The sequence below is a fragment of the Symplocastrum torsivum genome (genome assembly GCF_059505465.1).
The window spans coordinates 26,860-43,030 of record NZ_JCACKQ010000056.1 but is presented as its reverse complement, the minus strand read 5'-3'; the positions used below and the strand labels follow the sequence as shown (position 1 = coordinate 43,030).

Sequence of the window (16,171 nt, the reverse complement as noted above, 5' to 3'; positions counted from 1 at the left end):
AATTGGGAATTGGGAATTGGGAATTGGGAATTGGGAATTGGGAATTGGGAATTGGTAAGGTGGATGACACAATAGACGACCGCTCCGGCTAAACGCAATTACGTGAGAAGTTACTTAGCATAGGTAATAGAGGCACCTCTTCATCTTCACTTCTATGGCGCAATTTAATCTGCAAGCTCCATTTAAACCGACGGGTGATCAGCCACAGGCGATCGCACAACTGACCTCCAGTCTACAATCCGGTCATCGCTTCCAAACTCTGCTCGGTGCAACAGGAACAGGCAAAACTTACACCGCCGCTAGTGTGATCGACAAGATAGGCAAACCGACGTTGGTGCTAGCTCACAATAAAACTTTAGCTGCCCAACTCTGTAATGAGTTACGCGAGTTCTTTCCCAACAATGCAGTTGAGTATTTCGTTTCGTACTACGACTACTATCAGCCGGAAGCTTATATCCCGGTTACGGATACCTATATAGAGAAGAGTGCAGCGATTAATGATGAGATTGATATGCTTCGGCACTCGGCAACGCGATCGCTTTTTGAGCGGCGTGATGTAATTGTTGTTGCGTCAATTAGCTGTATCTATGGTTTGGGGATTCCCTCGGAATACTTGAAAGCTTCGATACCCTTGCGGATGGGGAAGGAAGTTGACCAACGCCAGTTGTTGCGGGATTTAGCCTCGGTGCAATATTCTCGTAACGACATGGAGATGGGGAGAGGTCGGTTTCGTGTTAAAGGCGATGTTTTGGAGATTGGTCCGGCATACGAAGACCGGATTATTCGTGTGGAATTCTTTGGTGATGAAATAGACGCAATTCGCTACGTTGACCCTGTAACGGGTGAAATTCTCCAAAGTTTGGATGCTCTAAATGTTTACCCAGCGCGTCACTTTGTTACCCCGGATGATCGACTAGAAGAAGCGTGTGATGCGATTGAGGAGGAACTGCGTCAGCGTTTGGAGGAATTGGAGAAAGCAGGGAGTTTGCTGGAAGCTCAACGGCTGGAACAGCGTACTCGTTATGATTTAGATCTCTTGCGAGAAGTGGGTTACTGCAACGGTGTTGAAAACTATTCTCGTCACCTCGCAGGGCGCATTGCTGGAGAACCGCCAGAGTGTTTGATTGATTACTTCCCTAAAGATTGGCTGTTGGTGGTGGATGAATCCCACGTCTCGGTTCCTCAAATTCGGGGGATGTACAACGGCGACCAAGCCCGAAAGCGAGTGCTAATTGAGCATGGCTTTCGCTTACCCAGTGCAGCAGATAACCGTCCTCTAAAGTCAGAGGAGTTCTGGGAGAAGGTGAGTCAGTGCATCTTTGTTTCTGCCACACCAGGAGATTGGGAGATCGAACGGTCAGAAGAGCGAGTAATTCAACAGGTGATTCGACCGACGGGTGTGGTTGACCCAGAAATCTATGTGCGCCCGACGGAAGGACAAATTGATGACCTTTTGGGTGAAATTAAGGATCGGGTTGATCGGAAAGAGCGAGCGCTAGTGACTACCCTAACGAAGCGCATGGCGGAAGATTTGACGGAATACTTGCAGGAACGCGGCATCAAGGTACGCTATTTGCACTCGGAGATTAACTCGATTGAGCGGATTGAAATCTTGCAAGATTTACGTGAGGGTATGTTTGATGTCTTGATTGGAGTGAACTTGTTGCGGGAGGGATTGGATTTACCGGAGGTTTCTCTGGTGGCAATCTTGGATGCCGATAAAGAGGGGTTTTTGAGGGCAGAGCGATCGCTAATTCAAACGATTGGGCGGGCGGCCCGTCATGTCCGAGGGCAAGCAATTTTGTATGCTGATAATCTTACCGACAGCATGGCAAAAGCGATCGGGGAAACGGAACGACGTCGAGCAATTCAACTGGAATACAACGAGAAACACGGCATTACACCGCAGTCGATTATCAAGCGATCAAATAATTCGATTCTGGCGTTTCTGGAAGTGTCGCGGCGATTGAATGCTCAACAGTTAGAAGAGGTTTATGAACAGGCGGATGAGTTGCCTTTGGAGCAGATTCCGGGATTAATTGGTCAACTGGAAGAATTGATGAAGGATGCGGCGAAGAATTTGCAATTTGAGGAGGCGGCGAAGTATCGTGATCGCATTAAGCATCTGCGAGATAAACTCATAGGTCATTAAGCAGAATGGCATGAAGATAATTTGATTTGTAGTCGGCGCTTTAGCGTTAAAGCGCCAACTACGAATGGTGATGCTCGGCTTCATTGAGCAATTAAAGAGGTCGCTTAAAATAGGCAACAATTCCGGAGATTGAATACTCTCCGCCTCCCAATGGAGCTACTGCGACAAGCTCCCAGCGGTCTTGTGCCATATAATTCAGAAAATCCGTCCAGTATTTCCCTTTCCACTCGGCAACTTCCTCTCCTTGTATACGCAGCCAGTTAATCTCTTGAGTCCATCCTCTGCCTATCCAGGAATAGGCAACACTGCAATATTCCATTATTCGTACCTCTCCAATTGAGCTTCCAAAATTGAGGTGTTGTTTGGGAAAGCACCAGAGTTTAGAACTCCAAGGGTTGATCTTTCCCTATCTAAATTCTGCTAAAGCCTTATGAGAGCGATCGCACTCTGCCAACCTCTCAAAAAAGGCGATCGCTTCCACCTTACTGACTTTTAAAGAGCGATCGCCATCCTGCCCACCTGATGAGTGCGTAAAGCGTAGCTATCTCATAGAAAATCGTGGTTTAGATTTGGCATTTTTTTAATGCTCCATTATCACTCAAGATGCACAGCTTCGATTGACAATAATATGCCAGAACTAGCATATTTAAGGGATGAGTTCATCGTTGAAACCAGTTGAATGGGTTGGAAGTTCCCTTGAGGATTTGAAAGATTTCCCAGAGGAGGTTCAGCAAGCCGTTGGCTATGCCTTGTACTTGGCTCAATGCGGTGAGAAGCATCCTTGGGCTAAACCACTCAAAGGATTTAAGGGGGCTGGGGTGCTTGAAGTTGTGGAAGACTTTGATGGAGATACGTACCGAGCTGTATATACAGTGAAACTTGCTGGCGTAATTTATGTCTTACACGCTTTTCAAAAGAAATCAAAGCAAGGAATCGCTACACCACAGCAGGATATTGAGTTGATTGAAACAAGACTTAAACGAGCAAAAGAGCATTACGCAGAAAACTATAGCAAGCAGTAAAAGGGAGAGAGAAATGGCTCAGGAAATTAGAGTGCAAGCAAGTAGCGGTAATGTATTTGCCGATTTGGGTTTAGAAAATTCGGATGAATTGCTTGTAAAAGCTGAACTCGCACGTAAGATCAGCAGCATTATTACTAAGCAACACATGACGCAGGCCCAAGCAGCAGAGCTTTTAGGAATTGATCAGCCAAAAGTATCTGATCTAATCAACGGAAAGTTATCAGGATTTTCAACTGTACGGTTGTTTCGTTTTTTGAATGCTTTGGGTCGAGATGTGGAAATTGTAGTGAAAACCAAACCTAAATCTCGTTCACAAGCTCGAACACGAGTTGTTGCTACATAATCTTGGATACTTACAGATCGCCTTTCTGTGTGGCGATCGCACTTGCAATTGATTTTAGATTATCGTGGTTTCGGTACAACGGTTGTTAGAGGGAGAAAACTTGAGTAAAATCCCCTGCCTGGGGATACTACGAGCAGCACCGTGAAGAAGGCGATCGCACTCTCACTCCCATCAGCACGATCGCATTTAGTTCCTCAGTCAAACACACGAAGGAGCGCCTGAGGTGTGTTTTAGGTGGCTGAAAGTGAGCGCGTTTCCCCCTTAGCATCACTGCTAGCGTGCGATCGCATTCACAAGCACTTAATTAAAGTCAAAAGCCAGCAACACGAGCGCTACTGGCTACACATTTTTGCTAAGGCTGCTCCTCATCCTCAATCAGCTCACCTAGATATAATTCGATAAACTTCTCGGCGGCAGCTCGATTGATTCCCTTCAGCGCTTTGACAATATCTGCAACTGTCTCAGCCGTAGGGTCTGCCCGTTCGTGAAACCAACGATTAACAATAGTTCGCTCAATGCCTAACGCCACTGCCAGTTTGTTCTGGCTGATACTGTAGGTTTCCAATGCCTGCTTGAGGGCTTGCCCTGCTCTTCCCATGCCTCTGATCGTGTCAGAGGAATATAACCAAGTAAATGTGAATTTATTTGTTCACATCGTGTATGATTGAGACGTAAACAAGTAAGTTAACATTATCGACCACAAATAAAGTAAAGCCCCATGCAAGGAGGTGATGTCTAGACGGAAATCGTTTAGATGCAGCTTTGTATTGGTCTTCCATGGGCGATCGCTTGCCTGTGTATGTGTATGCGATCGCCTTTCCTAAAAAATGCAGATTCTGACTCCCCTCTCCTCGCAGGAGAGGGGCTGGGGGAGAGGTCTCCATGTCCATCTACCAACCGTAATAAAACTGATGAAGCATCGTGACTGGCTTCGCCTGAAAACTGAAGGCGAACAAATCTGTTCGCGCCTGCGACAGCAAAATTATCAATGCCATAAACAAACTCGCCGCTTGACCTGGAAAATCAGCGTAGAAGGCACATCTTATTTACTGACTTAGCAACCAGCACCCGTAAATGACTGGAGTCTCATCCCAAACGACACCACTCCAGCACGAGAAAAGCTCATGCGCGTCATTCAAAACACCCTCAACACAGTTACAAGAGAGGAAGTCAAAACCTACCAACGCATCGAGCAACCCGAAGACTTTACTCGTCCTTGGGCGATTGTGCGTCTCTTACCCGACCTAAGACGCTACACAGTTGCCAGATTCCACAACAGAACCGATGCCCAAGACCATCTCAGAGTCCTCAATCGCTTCATACCCGTTGCAGAATTTGAAGTCATCTTCGACACTCCTCCAGATTTAGAGGAAGAAGAGAACTAGCGCGTAAGTTCTATAAACACTAAAGTAACCATGACAACCTTATTTCGCCGGATTAAACCCTACTCATTTCCCATCACCCTCGACCTCATCGCCAAATTCCTGCACATCCCAAAATCACTACTTGTACGAGCTGAATGTTGGGCTTATGTTCTATTTGTCCATCGTTGTGACAAGGGAGGACAATTCATCAGCTACCGAAAACTTGCTATGTGGATTGAAGCTGTTGTTTCCCTAATCAAAACTTGCACTACCCTCGAAGACCTTTGGCAAATGGGGTTATGGATTAAACAAGAGTGCGACAAGTTTGACTACGAAAAGCCTGTTTTGGAATACCTACGCCGTGTCTGGGCAAAACACAGAGACTATCTCAGAGACTTGCAACAAGGAAGTGATGCAACAGCTTGAAAGATTGTAGCCATCTGCTGTTACTTTAACGTCATAAATAGCACTGAGCAGTTCAGCTAGAGAATTACTGGTAATGGGATGGTTCGCGATCGCCTTTGACGAGTGTGCTTGGCGCGACCGCCAAGCGTCACGCTAACTCTAAGAACGTTGCTATGCAAAGAAAGCTAATGCTGGTGTCGTTTGCCGAGGATACGCTCTACTAGCATAGGCTGATCGCAAAGCCTCCCAACGTTCTTGGTCGTGTGGCGGTTAGAACACGTTCGTCCCTCTGCCGACAGACAACCTCACCCTGTATTATCTGTTACTATGTAAAGTAGCGTACATAAGTTATTTAATAACCAAAGAATTCAACTGGCGACAGGAGTCCTCACCGATGCCGTTGGCTGTCTGCTTTAAGCAAGACTGGCTCGGAGAAGCTCCTAATGTCTGTATCTCAAAGCAACCGTAATCCGGTTGGTAATAAGTTGTTGGCTACTCTAGCTGCCTGTGAGTGTTATCAGGTTCTAAAACAGGAGTGCGATCGCCTGCGACTGGCTACATTGCTCTAGAACCCTTTGTCCGAAAGCGTACAGACTAACCTTCCCAAGCACCAATACTATGTACGTTAAAGGGCATAAACTGTCCAATTAAGTAATTCAACCCGCGACAAGAGTGTTCACCGATGCCGTTGGCTGTCTGCTTCAAGCGAGATCAGCTTAAGGAGGCTCCTCATGTCATCATCCCAAAGTTCGCGTAATCCCGTTGCTAACAAACTTCTAGCTGCTATACCTAAGGAGGAATACGATCGCCTCCTGCCTCACCTAGAACTTATCTCCCTGCCTTTGAAGTACGTCCTCCACGAAGCCGACGAACCAATCAAGTACGCCTACTTCCCCCTTAGTGGTGCCGTCTCTGTACTTAGCCTTATGGAAGACGGTGGAGCGATCGAAGCAGCGACGGTGGGTAATGAAGGCATGGTTGGCATCCCCCTGTTGTTGGGAACCAAGCAAATTCCCACTCAAGTGATAGCGCAGATTCCTGGCGATGCCCTACGCATGAAGGCAGAGGTGTTCATTCGCGAGGTCTACTGGGGTTGCCCACTTCATACCCTACTGCTACGCTACACGCAAACACTGATGAACCAGTTCGCACAGACAGCCGCTTGTAACAGTCTGCACTCGGTAGAAGAGCGATGCTGCCGTTGGCTGTTAATGACCCAAGATAGGGTAAACTCAGAAGACTTTCTCCTCACCCAGGAGTTCCTTTCGATCATGCTGGGAGTGCGCCGCGCTAGTGTGAGTGTGGTTGCCGCCATTCTTCAACAGGCAGGATTCATCCGCTACCATCGCGGCAAAATTACAATCCTCAACCGAGAAGGTCTAGAATCGGCTGCCTGTGAGTGTTATCAGACAATCAAACAAGAGAGCGATCGCTTGCTTGGGTGACAATACGTCAGTACGGTAAGGGACAGACAAAGCATTCGTACAGTTTATAAATTAGGAGGCTATCTTAATCGCCAAACAAAATGGAGTAGTTGTAATAGGGAGCATGTCAGTTTTGCAAATGAACTTTTGCCCTCGCCCCCCTCTCCCAAAATTGGGGGAAGGCGTTAGGGGATGAGAGCTTAAGCAGATAAAGCTGTCCTGCTCTCGTTGTAATGTTTATAGCGGTTCTCCGTTGCCTAAATCGCATGGTAGGGGTTAAGGCATTCGTGCCTTGACGGAGTCCTGCAAGAACCTCCAATTGAACCCCGCTATAGACGCGCCTACAAGACTTCTAGTGTCAATGTCCAAAGACCGTCCCCATCTAATTGAGAACCAACTTTTATCTGCCTTACCTACAGAAGAATACAAACGTCTCCTTCCTAACCTGGAATTTGTTTCCCTGAATTTTAAGCAAATCATCTACGCGCCCGACGAACCGCTCGAGTATGTCTATTTCCCTAAAAGCGGGATTATTTCTTTGGTGAACGTCACGGAAGATGGCAGGACAGTCGAAGCGGCTATGGTAGGCAATGAAGGAATGGCTGGCATCCCCGTCTTCCTGGGAGCCGATAAAATGCCTGCTCTGGCGATTTCGCAGGTTGTTGGCGATGCTCTGCGGATGAAGGTGGATGTCTTCAAACGCGAGGTTACCCCAAGTACTTCACTTTACAAGCTGCTGCTGCGCTACACGCAAGCACTACTTAACCAAATCTCGCAATCGGTTGCCTGCAACTGCCTACACCCGGTAGAAGGGCGATGCTGCCGCTGGCTGTTGATGTGTCACGACCGAGTGAAGTCAGACCAGTTTATGCTTACTCAGGAGTTAATCTCTCAAATGTTGGGTGTGCGCCGTGCCAGTGTCAGTGAGGTTGCCGCTACTCTTCAGAAGGCGGGGCTAATCCGCTACAGTCGTGGCAAGATAACAATTTGCGATCGCCAAGGTCTGGAATCAGCTTCCTGTGAGTGTTATCAGGTCGTTAAAGAAGAGTTCGATCGTTTGCTTGGCACTCCCTAGTGGGTAAAGTGCAATTCAACCCAAGGCTTAAGCACCTAGGCGTTCGACGCAGAATTCTCTAAAAAATGTACGGTGACGGACGGACAAATAATTGCCAAAACCATACATTAAAAAGAGTACAAATAAGTGTTACAGCGCTTGCTGAACTTTCCTCAGACAGTTATGCAAAGCCTCCAAAACCAAATCATTGAAAACCAAGCCATCTCCAAGAAAACTAAAGACTTGATTGACAAACTGCTGTTAGGAAAATTTTCCTTTGCTGAGGTTGCCAAGATTGTGGGCGTTTCAGAGCAGTGGCTACAGGCTTATGTCAATCCTAAGTAGAAGTTGCTATTTCAACTTGTGCTTTCTTACACATAAATAAGAGAGCGAAATTGCTAAAAGTTTAGCTGGCTATTAGGAGCCTATCCTAAACTAGAGAAAATATGTGATTAGAATAACCAAACCTTCTTATCTGCCGCCAATTTTCAGTGCGGTAGGGATAAGCAGGCTTGAAAAGTAGTTAATCGTTGCTGATACACTCTTGGTACAACTAAGTAGGTCGGCACTAATATTTACTGTTGAGGCAAGGTAGAGGGCAGAAGGCAGAAGGGAAGAGGATTTTAGTCTCTTAACATTTGTTGACATACCGTGGTTTATCTGTGTCTACCTACTTATATAGAAGCGAGAAGACTACCGAAAGCGTGTACAAAGCTTCGGTAGATTTTTATTTTTAGCTTTGTCAAAAACTCAACACGGAAGGTCTGGAAATAGATATAGCGGTTCTTTTAAAGGATGAGGTACAAGGTTCTGAGTTTTTGGGAATTGGGAATAGGCAAGAAAGTTAAGATGTACTCACTCACTGATACGAGAATCACTATAGCTTTCTATCCGTAGGCAGATTGGGTTTCTACCAAGAGTCGGTAAACTGGCTTGAGGTTGCCGCTTTATCTAAATCTAAGGAGTAGGTTTGAAAAGCCTGAGTTAGAAGACTTCAGGGTATTTCCGTTGGGTTTAAAAGCACTGTGAAAGAGAAAATTTGTCTTTCGTATTGAAAAGCCATTGATACCCTAAAAAGCTATCTAGTAGGCTACTCTTCAAACCTATTCTAAGAGTCTCCAAGCATTAAAAACAAGAGCAATTATTATCAGGTTACGCTTGGAAACTATTTTTGTTTTATCAACTCCTCAAAGCGGGGAGTTGATTCTGGCTGAATATTGGTTTTTATGGGAGATTCATGTATGCATATAGCACTCTGGCCTGGTAGAGTTTATCCCTTAGGATCGGACTGGGATGGCAAAGGTACAAACTTTGCGTTGTACTCGGAAAATGCCACAGGTGTCGAGCTTTGTTTATTTGATAGAGAGGACAAAGAGACACGGGTAGAGTTGACTGAGGTCAGCAACTTTGTCTGGCACGGCTATCTGCCTGGGATCAGTCCCGGTCAACGCTATGGGTTCCGCGTGCATGGGCCGTGGGCACCCCAGGAGGGTCATCGCTTCAACCCCAACAAACTGCTGATTGACCCCTATGGCAAGGCAATTGATGGCGAAGTTGGCAATGGTCCGGAACTGTTTGCCTACTCTTGGGATTCACCTGAAGAAGATCTATCATTTTCTGATCTAGATGATGCCCATCTGGTTCCAAAGTCTGTTGTTGTGGATGAGTCCTTTGATTGGGGTGGTGACAAGCTGCTGCGAATCCCCTGGCATGAAACGGTTATTTATGAGACTCACGTCAAGGGTTTTACTAAGCTGCACCCGGATATCCCGGAAAACCTGCGGGGGACTTATGCAGGAATGGCACACCCTGCTGCGATCGCACATCTTCAGAGGCTAGGAATCACAGCGGTTGAGCTGATGCCGATTCATCACTACTTGTCCCAACCCGGACATCTAGTTGACAAGGGACTAAAAAATTACTGGGGCTACGATTCCATCAACTACTTTGCTCCCTTCTCCGGCTACAGTGCCAGTGGGACTCTGGGAGGACAGGTTAATGAGTTCAAGCAGTTGGTCAAGGCGTTGCACAGTGCTGGGATTGAGGTGATTCTGGATGTCGTCTACAACCACACGGGCGAAGGCAATCATCAGGGTCCAAATCTGACTCTGCGAGGCATCGACAATGCCACTTACTACCGTCTGGTAGAAGACGATCCCCGTTACTACATGGACTATACAGGCTGCGGCAACTCCCTAAACGTGCGCCATGCCCAAGTCCTGAAGCTAATCATGGATAGTCTGCGCTATTGGGTGACGCACATGCACGTCGATGGCTTCCGCTTTGATTTAGCCTCAGCGTTGGCGCGAGAACTCTATGAAGTGGATAGTCTGGCAGCATTCTTTGACATCATTCACCAAGACCCAACCTTAGCAGGTGTGAAGCTGATTGCTGAACCTTGGGACATTGGAGAAGGTGGCTATCAAGTTGGGAACTTCCCAGTCCTCTGGTCGGAGTGGAATGGTAAGTATCGCGATACCATGCGGGACTACTGGCGCGGCGAGGAGAGTGGATTAGGGGAATTTGCTTACCGTTTCACGGGCAGTCCTGACCTGTATTTTCAGACGAATGGACGGCAACCCAATGCAAGTATCAACTTCATCACTGCTCACGATGGTTTCACCCTGAACGACTTGGTTAGCTACAACGAAAAGCACAACGAGGCGAATGGGGAAAACAGCATGGACGGTGAAAGCCACAACCGTTCTTGGAATTGTGGCGCGGAAGGTGAAACTGATGACCCAGAAGTGCTGCGGTTGCGGGAGCAACAACGGCGAAATATGCTCACTACCCTAATCCTGTCCCAAGGCATCCCGATGTTGCTGGGGGGAGATGAAATGGGGCGCAGCCAAAAGGGCAACAATAATGGCTACTGCCAGGATTCAGAGATCTCCTGGTTCGACTGGGACTTGGTTGAGGGAAATGATGAGCTGTTGAATTTCACCCGCGAACTCATCTACTTCCGCCGTCAGCATCCGGTATTTCGGCGACGCAAGTGGTTCCAAGGTCAAGCAATTCACGGAAAAGCCATTAGTGATATCGCTTGGTTCAATCCCGATGGCAGCGATATGACTGACGAGGAGTGGGAGGTTGGTTATGCCAAGTCGATTGGGGTGTTCTTGGATGGAGGTCAAATTCCCAGTCCCGGCCCCCAAGGTCAGCGCGTCAGCGATGATAGTTTTCTCCTGTTCTTTAACGCCCACTATGAAACGATCGAGTTTGCCTTACCCGATGGGCTATCTACGAAGGAGTGGTCTGTTGTGATTGACACCAAGGAGCCTCGCTTCGTCAAAGAGGAGAAGGTTTACACAGGCTCTCAAGCGGTGCTAGTGACAGGGCGATCGGTTGTAGTGCTACGTCGTACTGCTTAGATCGTATTGCTACCAACTTACGGTCGGCTCAGCGGTTGGAAGCGACAACCTGACAAAGGATACTATTGAAAATCCCACCTCTTAAAGGGGTGGGATTCTTTTGGGAATATGGAACAGTTGCAGGTGAAACGTCTTTTAGCCTACTTAACCCTACTTTGGGTTAGGTCGTTCACTCTTGCTCGTTGTTGTCTTCAGGACGTTGAGTAGCAGCCACATTCTCCGGAGCTTCATCGGGTCGGGTTGGAGTGCTACTTTGGGTAACAATATCAGGAATGTCTACTGGAGCATCATCCGTAGAATTAATTACACCCTCAGCATTGGTATTGGGTTTTATGGAAGACCCTTTATGGCTAGCATGACCACCAGGCATGAGTTTATCCTCAAATTAGTAACTGAATATACCTCAGCTTAGATTTCCTGTTGTGAGGAATACCCTATCCTGAGACTGAGCTTGAATTTATCCACTTCTGTGTTTGCGATCGCTTTTCCAATGTCCGAGCCATTAATCATTGTTGATGTGCAAGTGGGTTTCATCAACGAATTTACCCATCACATCCCACAACGAGTTGCCCGTTTAATCCAGCGCCAAGAGTATGCACCCATCCTTTTTACGCGGTTCATCAATACCCCAGATGGCCCCTACCAACAACTTCTCGATTGGCATAGCTGCGACAGTGAACCAGAAATTCACATTGCCCCAGAACTAGAACCTTGGGTAAAACCAGAACGAGTATTTTCTAAACGGGGGTTGTGCGGGATGCCAGATGAACTCACTTCCTACCTTCGCGAACAGCGTATCGAACGGCTTTTCCTGGTTGGTATTGATACTGATATGTGCGTGTTGAAGATAGCAATGGATGTTTTTGACATTGGCATTGAACCGCTCATTCTTACTGATTGCTGCGCTAGTACGGCGGGATTGCAAGCACACTTGGCAGGGCTAGCAGTACTCAGTAGAAATATTGGTGCCAACCGTCTGCGTGAAGCGGGGCTTTCTGAGGGGTTCCTCGCTGCACCAAGTTAGGAGGATTGTTGGGTGATATTGAAATCTTTCACTTGCCCGATTCGCCGCCAGGGACTCAAGTCCCTGTCTAACAGATCAAGTCCACTTAAGTGGACTAGTGCATCAAAGCACAAGTTTCTGACCACTTCGCCTAATGATGGAGAGATAGGGCGCTTTTACTGGTCTGTTATTTCTGCCCTACTGCACTAGGAGTCTACTTTTTAGTCTACTTAAGTGGACTTTTGCTATGAGACGGGGAATTCATTCCCCGGCGGATGTGAGGATTAGTGCAAGATTTGAGGCTGAGATACGTCCCAATGTTTTTGCAAAGCGTACCAGGGCGGCTTTAAGTTACGCCTCTGCTGCTTCAATAACCTTCATGGGTTGAGACGGTTTTATTCTCGAACTATAGAGGTCAACGAATCTTTTAAAAAGCAACATCGTTTCCTGATTTGAAGCCCTACATGAGCTGAATAAGCGCTCGACATTTCTTTCAGCTATTTTTTGTAAATAGGGCAAGTCTTCAAAGAGTGTTAAACAAGAAGCAAAATGCAAGAGGATTTGCAATAAGGGTCTCGGCCACCCTAGATTACTGTAAATATCTATGCATAACCTATGTTCAGTGTCACTTATGGGAAGGGCATTGAAAATCACAGTTATACGCTTGTTGCCGTAAACCGGGATACTGAGTTCCACAGTATAAGGATTATGCAAAATTAAGTCCACTTCTACAATTGGTGATCGCCAAATTCTTAGAGGATTAACGGGAGAATCTAAAATTGTCTGAAATCTGATTATTCCACCAGAGTCTGTCGGCTGAAAATCGCTAACATTAATAACTTTTAGGTTATTAAGGCTAAAGTTGTGAATTGTTTCCAGATGCTTTAGGTTCAATAAATGATAAATTTGGCAGAGATAGGGAAAAGGCAAGATATATTCCTGGCTGATCAGATGTTGCTCTTGCAACTCAAGCAGTCTCGCTTGAGCTGTACAGGGATATACTTCATCCTGGTAAAGAGTTAAATCAGTTCGGTATCTCTGGAGCGTCCTTAACCCACCACTATTCAAGCTTTTCTCTGGCTTCAAAGACAACCAACTTATAAAGAAGAAAGAAGCTGTAAATAGGTGTACAAGTTCTATTGCAGATAAGTAGCCATCAGTAAGAGAAGCAATACTTCTATCAGCAATCCCGAATATAAAAGATGGAATACCTAGGCTCCAAATATTGTTTCTAAGCTGAGTTACAAAAAGAGAAATTGCTCCAGATTGATTGTTATTCATAGATTTATAGCTATTTTTATTTTAGATAAATATTTTTTATTTCCTTCATAAGCAAGCGTTATCCCAAGGGATAACCCAGTGGAACAAATACCTTGAAGATTTCAGGTAAAAATTAAGCAATAACCAAATGTCTAAACAAGAGCGATTCCATTGCTCTGATTGCAGCTAGACTGCTAAGAGAAATTCCATCTTGAACCGATATACTGCCCTTAGATAAAAGTTAACACCTAATGATTTTTCTACCCTCTATCTCAGGAACAGGCTAATTTTCTATCAAAATAAAGAGTTATGTTAATTTAGTAGGTATTAATAATTACAAATATCTGAACAAAATATATAGGAAATAGGCACTCTCAAGACTCCGCCGCCTATACCGCAAGCGGTATAGGCGGCGGAGAACGTCAACTGTTAACCTATAAAAAGGTAGGGTTTCAATTTTTTGGTCAATCAACACCTTAGACATTCGGATTAGAGTCTGAATTCTTCTCCCGATGCCATCACTTGTTTTTTACAACGACTCAACTCTAGGAGAGTCCTAACACGAAATGTCTGAACCCTCGCCCAAGGCAGTGAATCGATTGCTAGCTGCTTTGCCAGATGCTGAGTACCAACACCTTGTTCCCCATCTAGAGTACGTCCCGCTCCCTCTGAAGCAAGTCCTTTACAAGAGGGGTGAATTAATCGAATATGTTTATTTCCCCCATCGGGCAATCGTTTCTTTGGTTTCCACTCCGGAAGAAGGATCGAGTGTCGAAGTCGGTTTAGTGGGTAATGAGGGGATAGTGGGTATACCCGCCGCTTTGGGAGACAATATCGCGACTACAACTGCAATGGTGCAACGAGAAGACTCTGGCATGAGGATGGAGGCAAGCTTGCTTAAAACCGAGTTTCAGCAGGGTGGCTCACTGCAAAATCTGCTGCTACGGTATACGCAAGCACTGTACGCCCAAACCTCGCTAACGGCTGCCTGCAATGGTTTGCATCAGCTCGATGAGAAATTTGCCCGTTGGCTATTGCTCGTCTGTGACCGTGTAGAGTCAAACGAGTTGCAGCTCACTCAGGAATTTATCTCCCAGATGCTGGGTGTGCGACGTGCGGGTGTTACGGAGGCGGCTAACCGTCTTCAAACGGCAGGACTGATTCGCTACATCCGTGGCAGAATTACCATCCTGAATCGGCAGGGATTAGACGCTGCTTCCTGTCCGTGTTATGGAATCATTAAAGGCGAGTACGATAGGTTGCTAGGCACTGAGAACGGTTGAGAGATCTTAGTCAGATAGAGGGGCGAGATCGCACTGCTGCGGCAGCAGTCTTAAAACTCAGCCGCCTCTATCGCAAGCGATAGAGGCGGCTGAGAATGTTTAATAGTTAGAATATAAAAATCAGGTTTTCAATTTTCTGGTCAATCGACACCTTTTGACATTCGGACTAGGCTCTAAATTCTTCTCTTGATGGCGTCAGTTGTTTTTTGCAACGGCTCAACCTTAGGAGATTCCTAATACCCGATGTCTGAAAGCTTCCCCCAGGCAGTCAATCGACTGCTAGCTGCTCTGCCAGATGCAGAGTACCAACACCTTATTCCCCATCTACAACACGTCTCCCTCTCTCTTAAACAAGTCCTTTACGAGGTTGGTGAACCTATTGAATACGTCTATTTCCCCTATCGGTCAATAGTTTCTTCCCTCTCCACTATGAATGATGGCTCGATGGTTGAAGTCTGCTTAGTGGGTAATGACGGAATTGCAGGTATCCCTGCCGCTTTGGGAGACAACATCGCCACCACAACCGCAACGGTGCAGATACCCGACTCTGCGATGAGGATGAAGGCAAACTTGCTAAAAACCGAGTTTCAGCGGGGTGGTTCATTCCAAAGTCTGCTGCTGCGGTATATGCAAGCACAGCACGCCTTCGTTTCGCAAAACGTTGCCTGCAATCGCCTCCATCAGCTCGATGGGAGACTTGCTCGTTGGCTGCTGCTCGTCTGTGACCGTGTAGAGTCAAAGGAGTTGCCACTGACTCATGAATTTATCGGTCAGATGCTGGGTGTACGACGTGCTGGTGTCACGGAGGCAGCTAACACCCTTCAAAAGGCAGGACTGATTCGCTACAACCGTGGCAAGATTACCATCCTGAATCGGGAAGGATTGGAAGCCTTTTCCTGTGAGTGTTATGAAATCATCAACGGTGAGTACACTAGGTTGCTAGGTACTGGGCGCGGTTAGTTCGTTTCGACAGAAACCCAACGCTGATCGGGTAAGCGTTGGGAGGATGTCACGTTCCAGATGAGGAGTGAACTAGGCAAGTTAGGAGTTGGGGTGCGATCGCTGTAGTCTCACCAAAACTTCCGAAACTGAGATCTTTCACCAGTTGCAATAACCCGCCAGGGGTTCAAACCCCTGGCTAACAGCAAAAGTCCACTTAAGTGGACTAAATACTTACTGTCCAAGGATTTCAGTCCATTTTAAGGGACTTGGGCTATTAGCCGTGGACTTGAGGATACGGCGGGTATAAGGGTTTGTTGAGAAGGGTGCAAGATCTCAGTTTTAAGCGACTCCAAGAAACAGAGTACTTCTTAGTCCATTTCAATGGACTTGAGCTATTAGCCCGGAGTTTAAACTCCGGGCGGGTTTCGGGAAAACGAATCAGCCCTGTCCAGACAGGAGCTTCCGGTCAGAGCAATCTTCAGGTATGTACTGTGATAGCGCTAGACCAGCTTGGCAGAAATAACCCACCAGTAAAAATTACTCCCTAG

19 protein-coding genes are annotated in these 16,171 nt (G+C 46.6%); 14 read left to right on the top strand and 5 right to left on the bottom strand.

The features are described 5' to 3' along the window. The first annotated feature begins 154 nt into the window (after positions 1-154). Positions 155-2,152 carry an excinuclease ABC subunit UvrB gene (uvrB, locus tag AC5JL3_RS18195; protein WP_496075823.1) on the top strand — a complete coding sequence of 666 codons (1,998 nt, stop codon included), beginning with the start codon at positions 155-157 and terminating at the stop codon, positions 2,150-2,152. Positions 2,153-2,243: 91 nt separating this feature from the next. Here uvrB and AC5JL3_RS18190 read toward each other — a convergent pair whose 3' ends face one another. Further along, positions 2,244-2,471 carry a hypothetical protein gene (locus AC5JL3_RS18190; RefSeq protein WP_496075822.1) on the bottom strand — a complete coding sequence of 76 codons (228 nt, stop codon included), beginning with the start codon at positions 2,469-2,471 and terminating at the stop codon, positions 2,244-2,246. 334 nt (positions 2,472-2,805) lie between these two features. On the opposite strand from AC5JL3_RS18190, the gene AC5JL3_RS18185 reads away from it, so the two are divergent. After that, positions 2,806-3,174: a type II toxin-antitoxin system RelE/ParE family toxin gene (locus AC5JL3_RS18185; RefSeq protein ID WP_496075821.1), complete on the top strand. Its 369-nt coding sequence runs from the start codon at positions 2,806-2,808 to the stop codon at positions 3,172-3,174. Between the two features lie 13 nt (positions 3,175-3,187). Continuing rightward, positions 3,188-3,517 (top strand): helix-turn-helix domain-containing protein, encoded by a 330-nt coding sequence (locus tag AC5JL3_RS18180; protein WP_496075820.1) that lies wholly within the window; start codon positions 3,188-3,190, stop codon positions 3,515-3,517. A 352-nt stretch (positions 3,518-3,869) separates the two neighbouring features. On the opposite strand, the gene AC5JL3_RS18175 is transcribed toward AC5JL3_RS18180, so the two are convergent. Next, positions 3,870-4,115 carry a helix-turn-helix domain-containing protein gene (locus tag AC5JL3_RS18175; RefSeq protein ID WP_496075819.1) on the bottom strand — a complete coding sequence of 82 codons (246 nt, stop codon included), beginning with the start codon at positions 4,113-4,115 and terminating at the stop codon, positions 3,870-3,872. Positions 4,116-4,158: 43 nt separating this feature from the next. Next, positions 4,159-4,401, bottom strand: a complete 243-nt coding sequence (locus tag AC5JL3_RS18170) for a hypothetical protein (RefSeq protein ID WP_496075818.1) — start codon at positions 4,399-4,401, stop codon at positions 4,159-4,161. A gap of 27 nt (positions 4,402-4,428) precedes the next feature. On the opposite strand from AC5JL3_RS18170, the gene AC5JL3_RS18165 reads away from it, so the two are divergent. From AC5JL3_RS18165 to glgX, 8 genes are all read left to right on the top strand, one after another. Next, positions 4,429-4,575 carry a hypothetical protein gene (locus tag AC5JL3_RS18165; protein WP_496075817.1) on the top strand — a complete coding sequence of 49 codons (147 nt, stop codon included), beginning with the start codon at positions 4,429-4,431 and terminating at the stop codon, positions 4,573-4,575. A 66-nt stretch (positions 4,576-4,641) separates the two neighbouring features. Further along, positions 4,642-4,902 (top strand): hypothetical protein, encoded by a 261-nt coding sequence (locus tag AC5JL3_RS18160; RefSeq protein WP_496075816.1) that lies wholly within the window; start codon positions 4,642-4,644, stop codon positions 4,900-4,902. A gap of 30 nt (positions 4,903-4,932) precedes the next feature. After that, positions 4,933-5,307: a hypothetical protein gene (locus tag AC5JL3_RS18155; RefSeq protein WP_496075815.1), complete on the top strand. Its 375-nt coding sequence runs from the start codon at positions 4,933-4,935 to the stop codon at positions 5,305-5,307. A 422-nt stretch (positions 5,308-5,729) separates the two neighbouring features. Next, a complete protein-coding gene (locus AC5JL3_RS18150) occupies positions 5,730-5,855 on the top strand; it encodes a hypothetical protein (RefSeq protein ID WP_496075814.1) in 126 nt (41 codons plus the stop codon). Between the two features lie 162 nt (positions 5,856-6,017). Continuing rightward, positions 6,018-6,731: a Crp/Fnr family transcriptional regulator gene (locus AC5JL3_RS18145; protein WP_496075813.1), complete on the top strand. Its 714-nt coding sequence runs from the start codon at positions 6,018-6,020 to the stop codon at positions 6,729-6,731. Positions 6,732-7,071: 340 nt separating this feature from the next. Then, entirely contained in the window at positions 7,072-7,785 is a 714-nt protein-coding gene (locus AC5JL3_RS18140) for a Crp/Fnr family transcriptional regulator (protein ID WP_496075812.1), read from the top strand. A 162-nt stretch (positions 7,786-7,947) separates the two neighbouring features. Continuing rightward, positions 7,948-8,109: a hypothetical protein gene (locus AC5JL3_RS18135; RefSeq protein ID WP_496075811.1), complete on the top strand. Its 162-nt coding sequence runs from the start codon at positions 7,948-7,950 to the stop codon at positions 8,107-8,109. Between the two features lie 896 nt (positions 8,110-9,005). After that, complete coding sequence (gene glgX, locus AC5JL3_RS18130) at positions 9,006-11,135, top strand: glycogen debranching protein GlgX (protein WP_496075810.1); 2,130 nt, start codon at positions 9,006-9,008, stop codon at positions 11,133-11,135. Positions 11,136-11,304: 169 nt separating this feature from the next. Here the strand turns inward: glgX and AC5JL3_RS18125 are convergent, their stop codons facing one another. After that, positions 11,305-11,505 carry a hypothetical protein gene (locus AC5JL3_RS18125; RefSeq protein ID WP_192217377.1) on the bottom strand — a complete coding sequence of 67 codons (201 nt, stop codon included), beginning with the start codon at positions 11,503-11,505 and terminating at the stop codon, positions 11,305-11,307. Positions 11,506-11,586: 81 nt separating this feature from the next. On the opposite strand from AC5JL3_RS18125, the gene AC5JL3_RS18120 reads away from it, so the two are divergent. Then, the gene (locus AC5JL3_RS18120; protein ID WP_496075809.1) at positions 11,587-12,159 is read left to right on the top strand and encodes a cysteine hydrolase family protein; all 573 of its coding nucleotides are present in this window, start codon (positions 11,587-11,589) and stop codon (positions 12,157-12,159) included. Between the two features lie 330 nt (positions 12,160-12,489). Here the strand turns inward: AC5JL3_RS18120 and AC5JL3_RS18115 are convergent, their stop codons facing one another. Then, the gene (locus tag AC5JL3_RS18115) at positions 12,490-13,419 is read right to left on the bottom strand and encodes a hypothetical protein (RefSeq protein WP_496075808.1); all 930 of its coding nucleotides are present in this window, start codon (positions 13,417-13,419) and stop codon (positions 12,490-12,492) included. Between the two features lie 545 nt (positions 13,420-13,964). Between AC5JL3_RS18115 and AC5JL3_RS18110 the strand changes: the two genes are divergently transcribed. After that, positions 13,965-14,681 carry a Crp/Fnr family transcriptional regulator gene (locus AC5JL3_RS18110; RefSeq protein WP_496075807.1) on the top strand — a complete coding sequence of 239 codons (717 nt, stop codon included), beginning with the start codon at positions 13,965-13,967 and terminating at the stop codon, positions 14,679-14,681. A gap of 243 nt (positions 14,682-14,924) precedes the next feature. Then, a complete protein-coding gene (locus AC5JL3_RS18105; RefSeq protein WP_496075806.1) occupies positions 14,925-15,641 on the top strand; it encodes a Crp/Fnr family transcriptional regulator in 717 nt (238 codons plus the stop codon). Positions 15,642-16,171 lie beyond the last annotated feature (530 nt).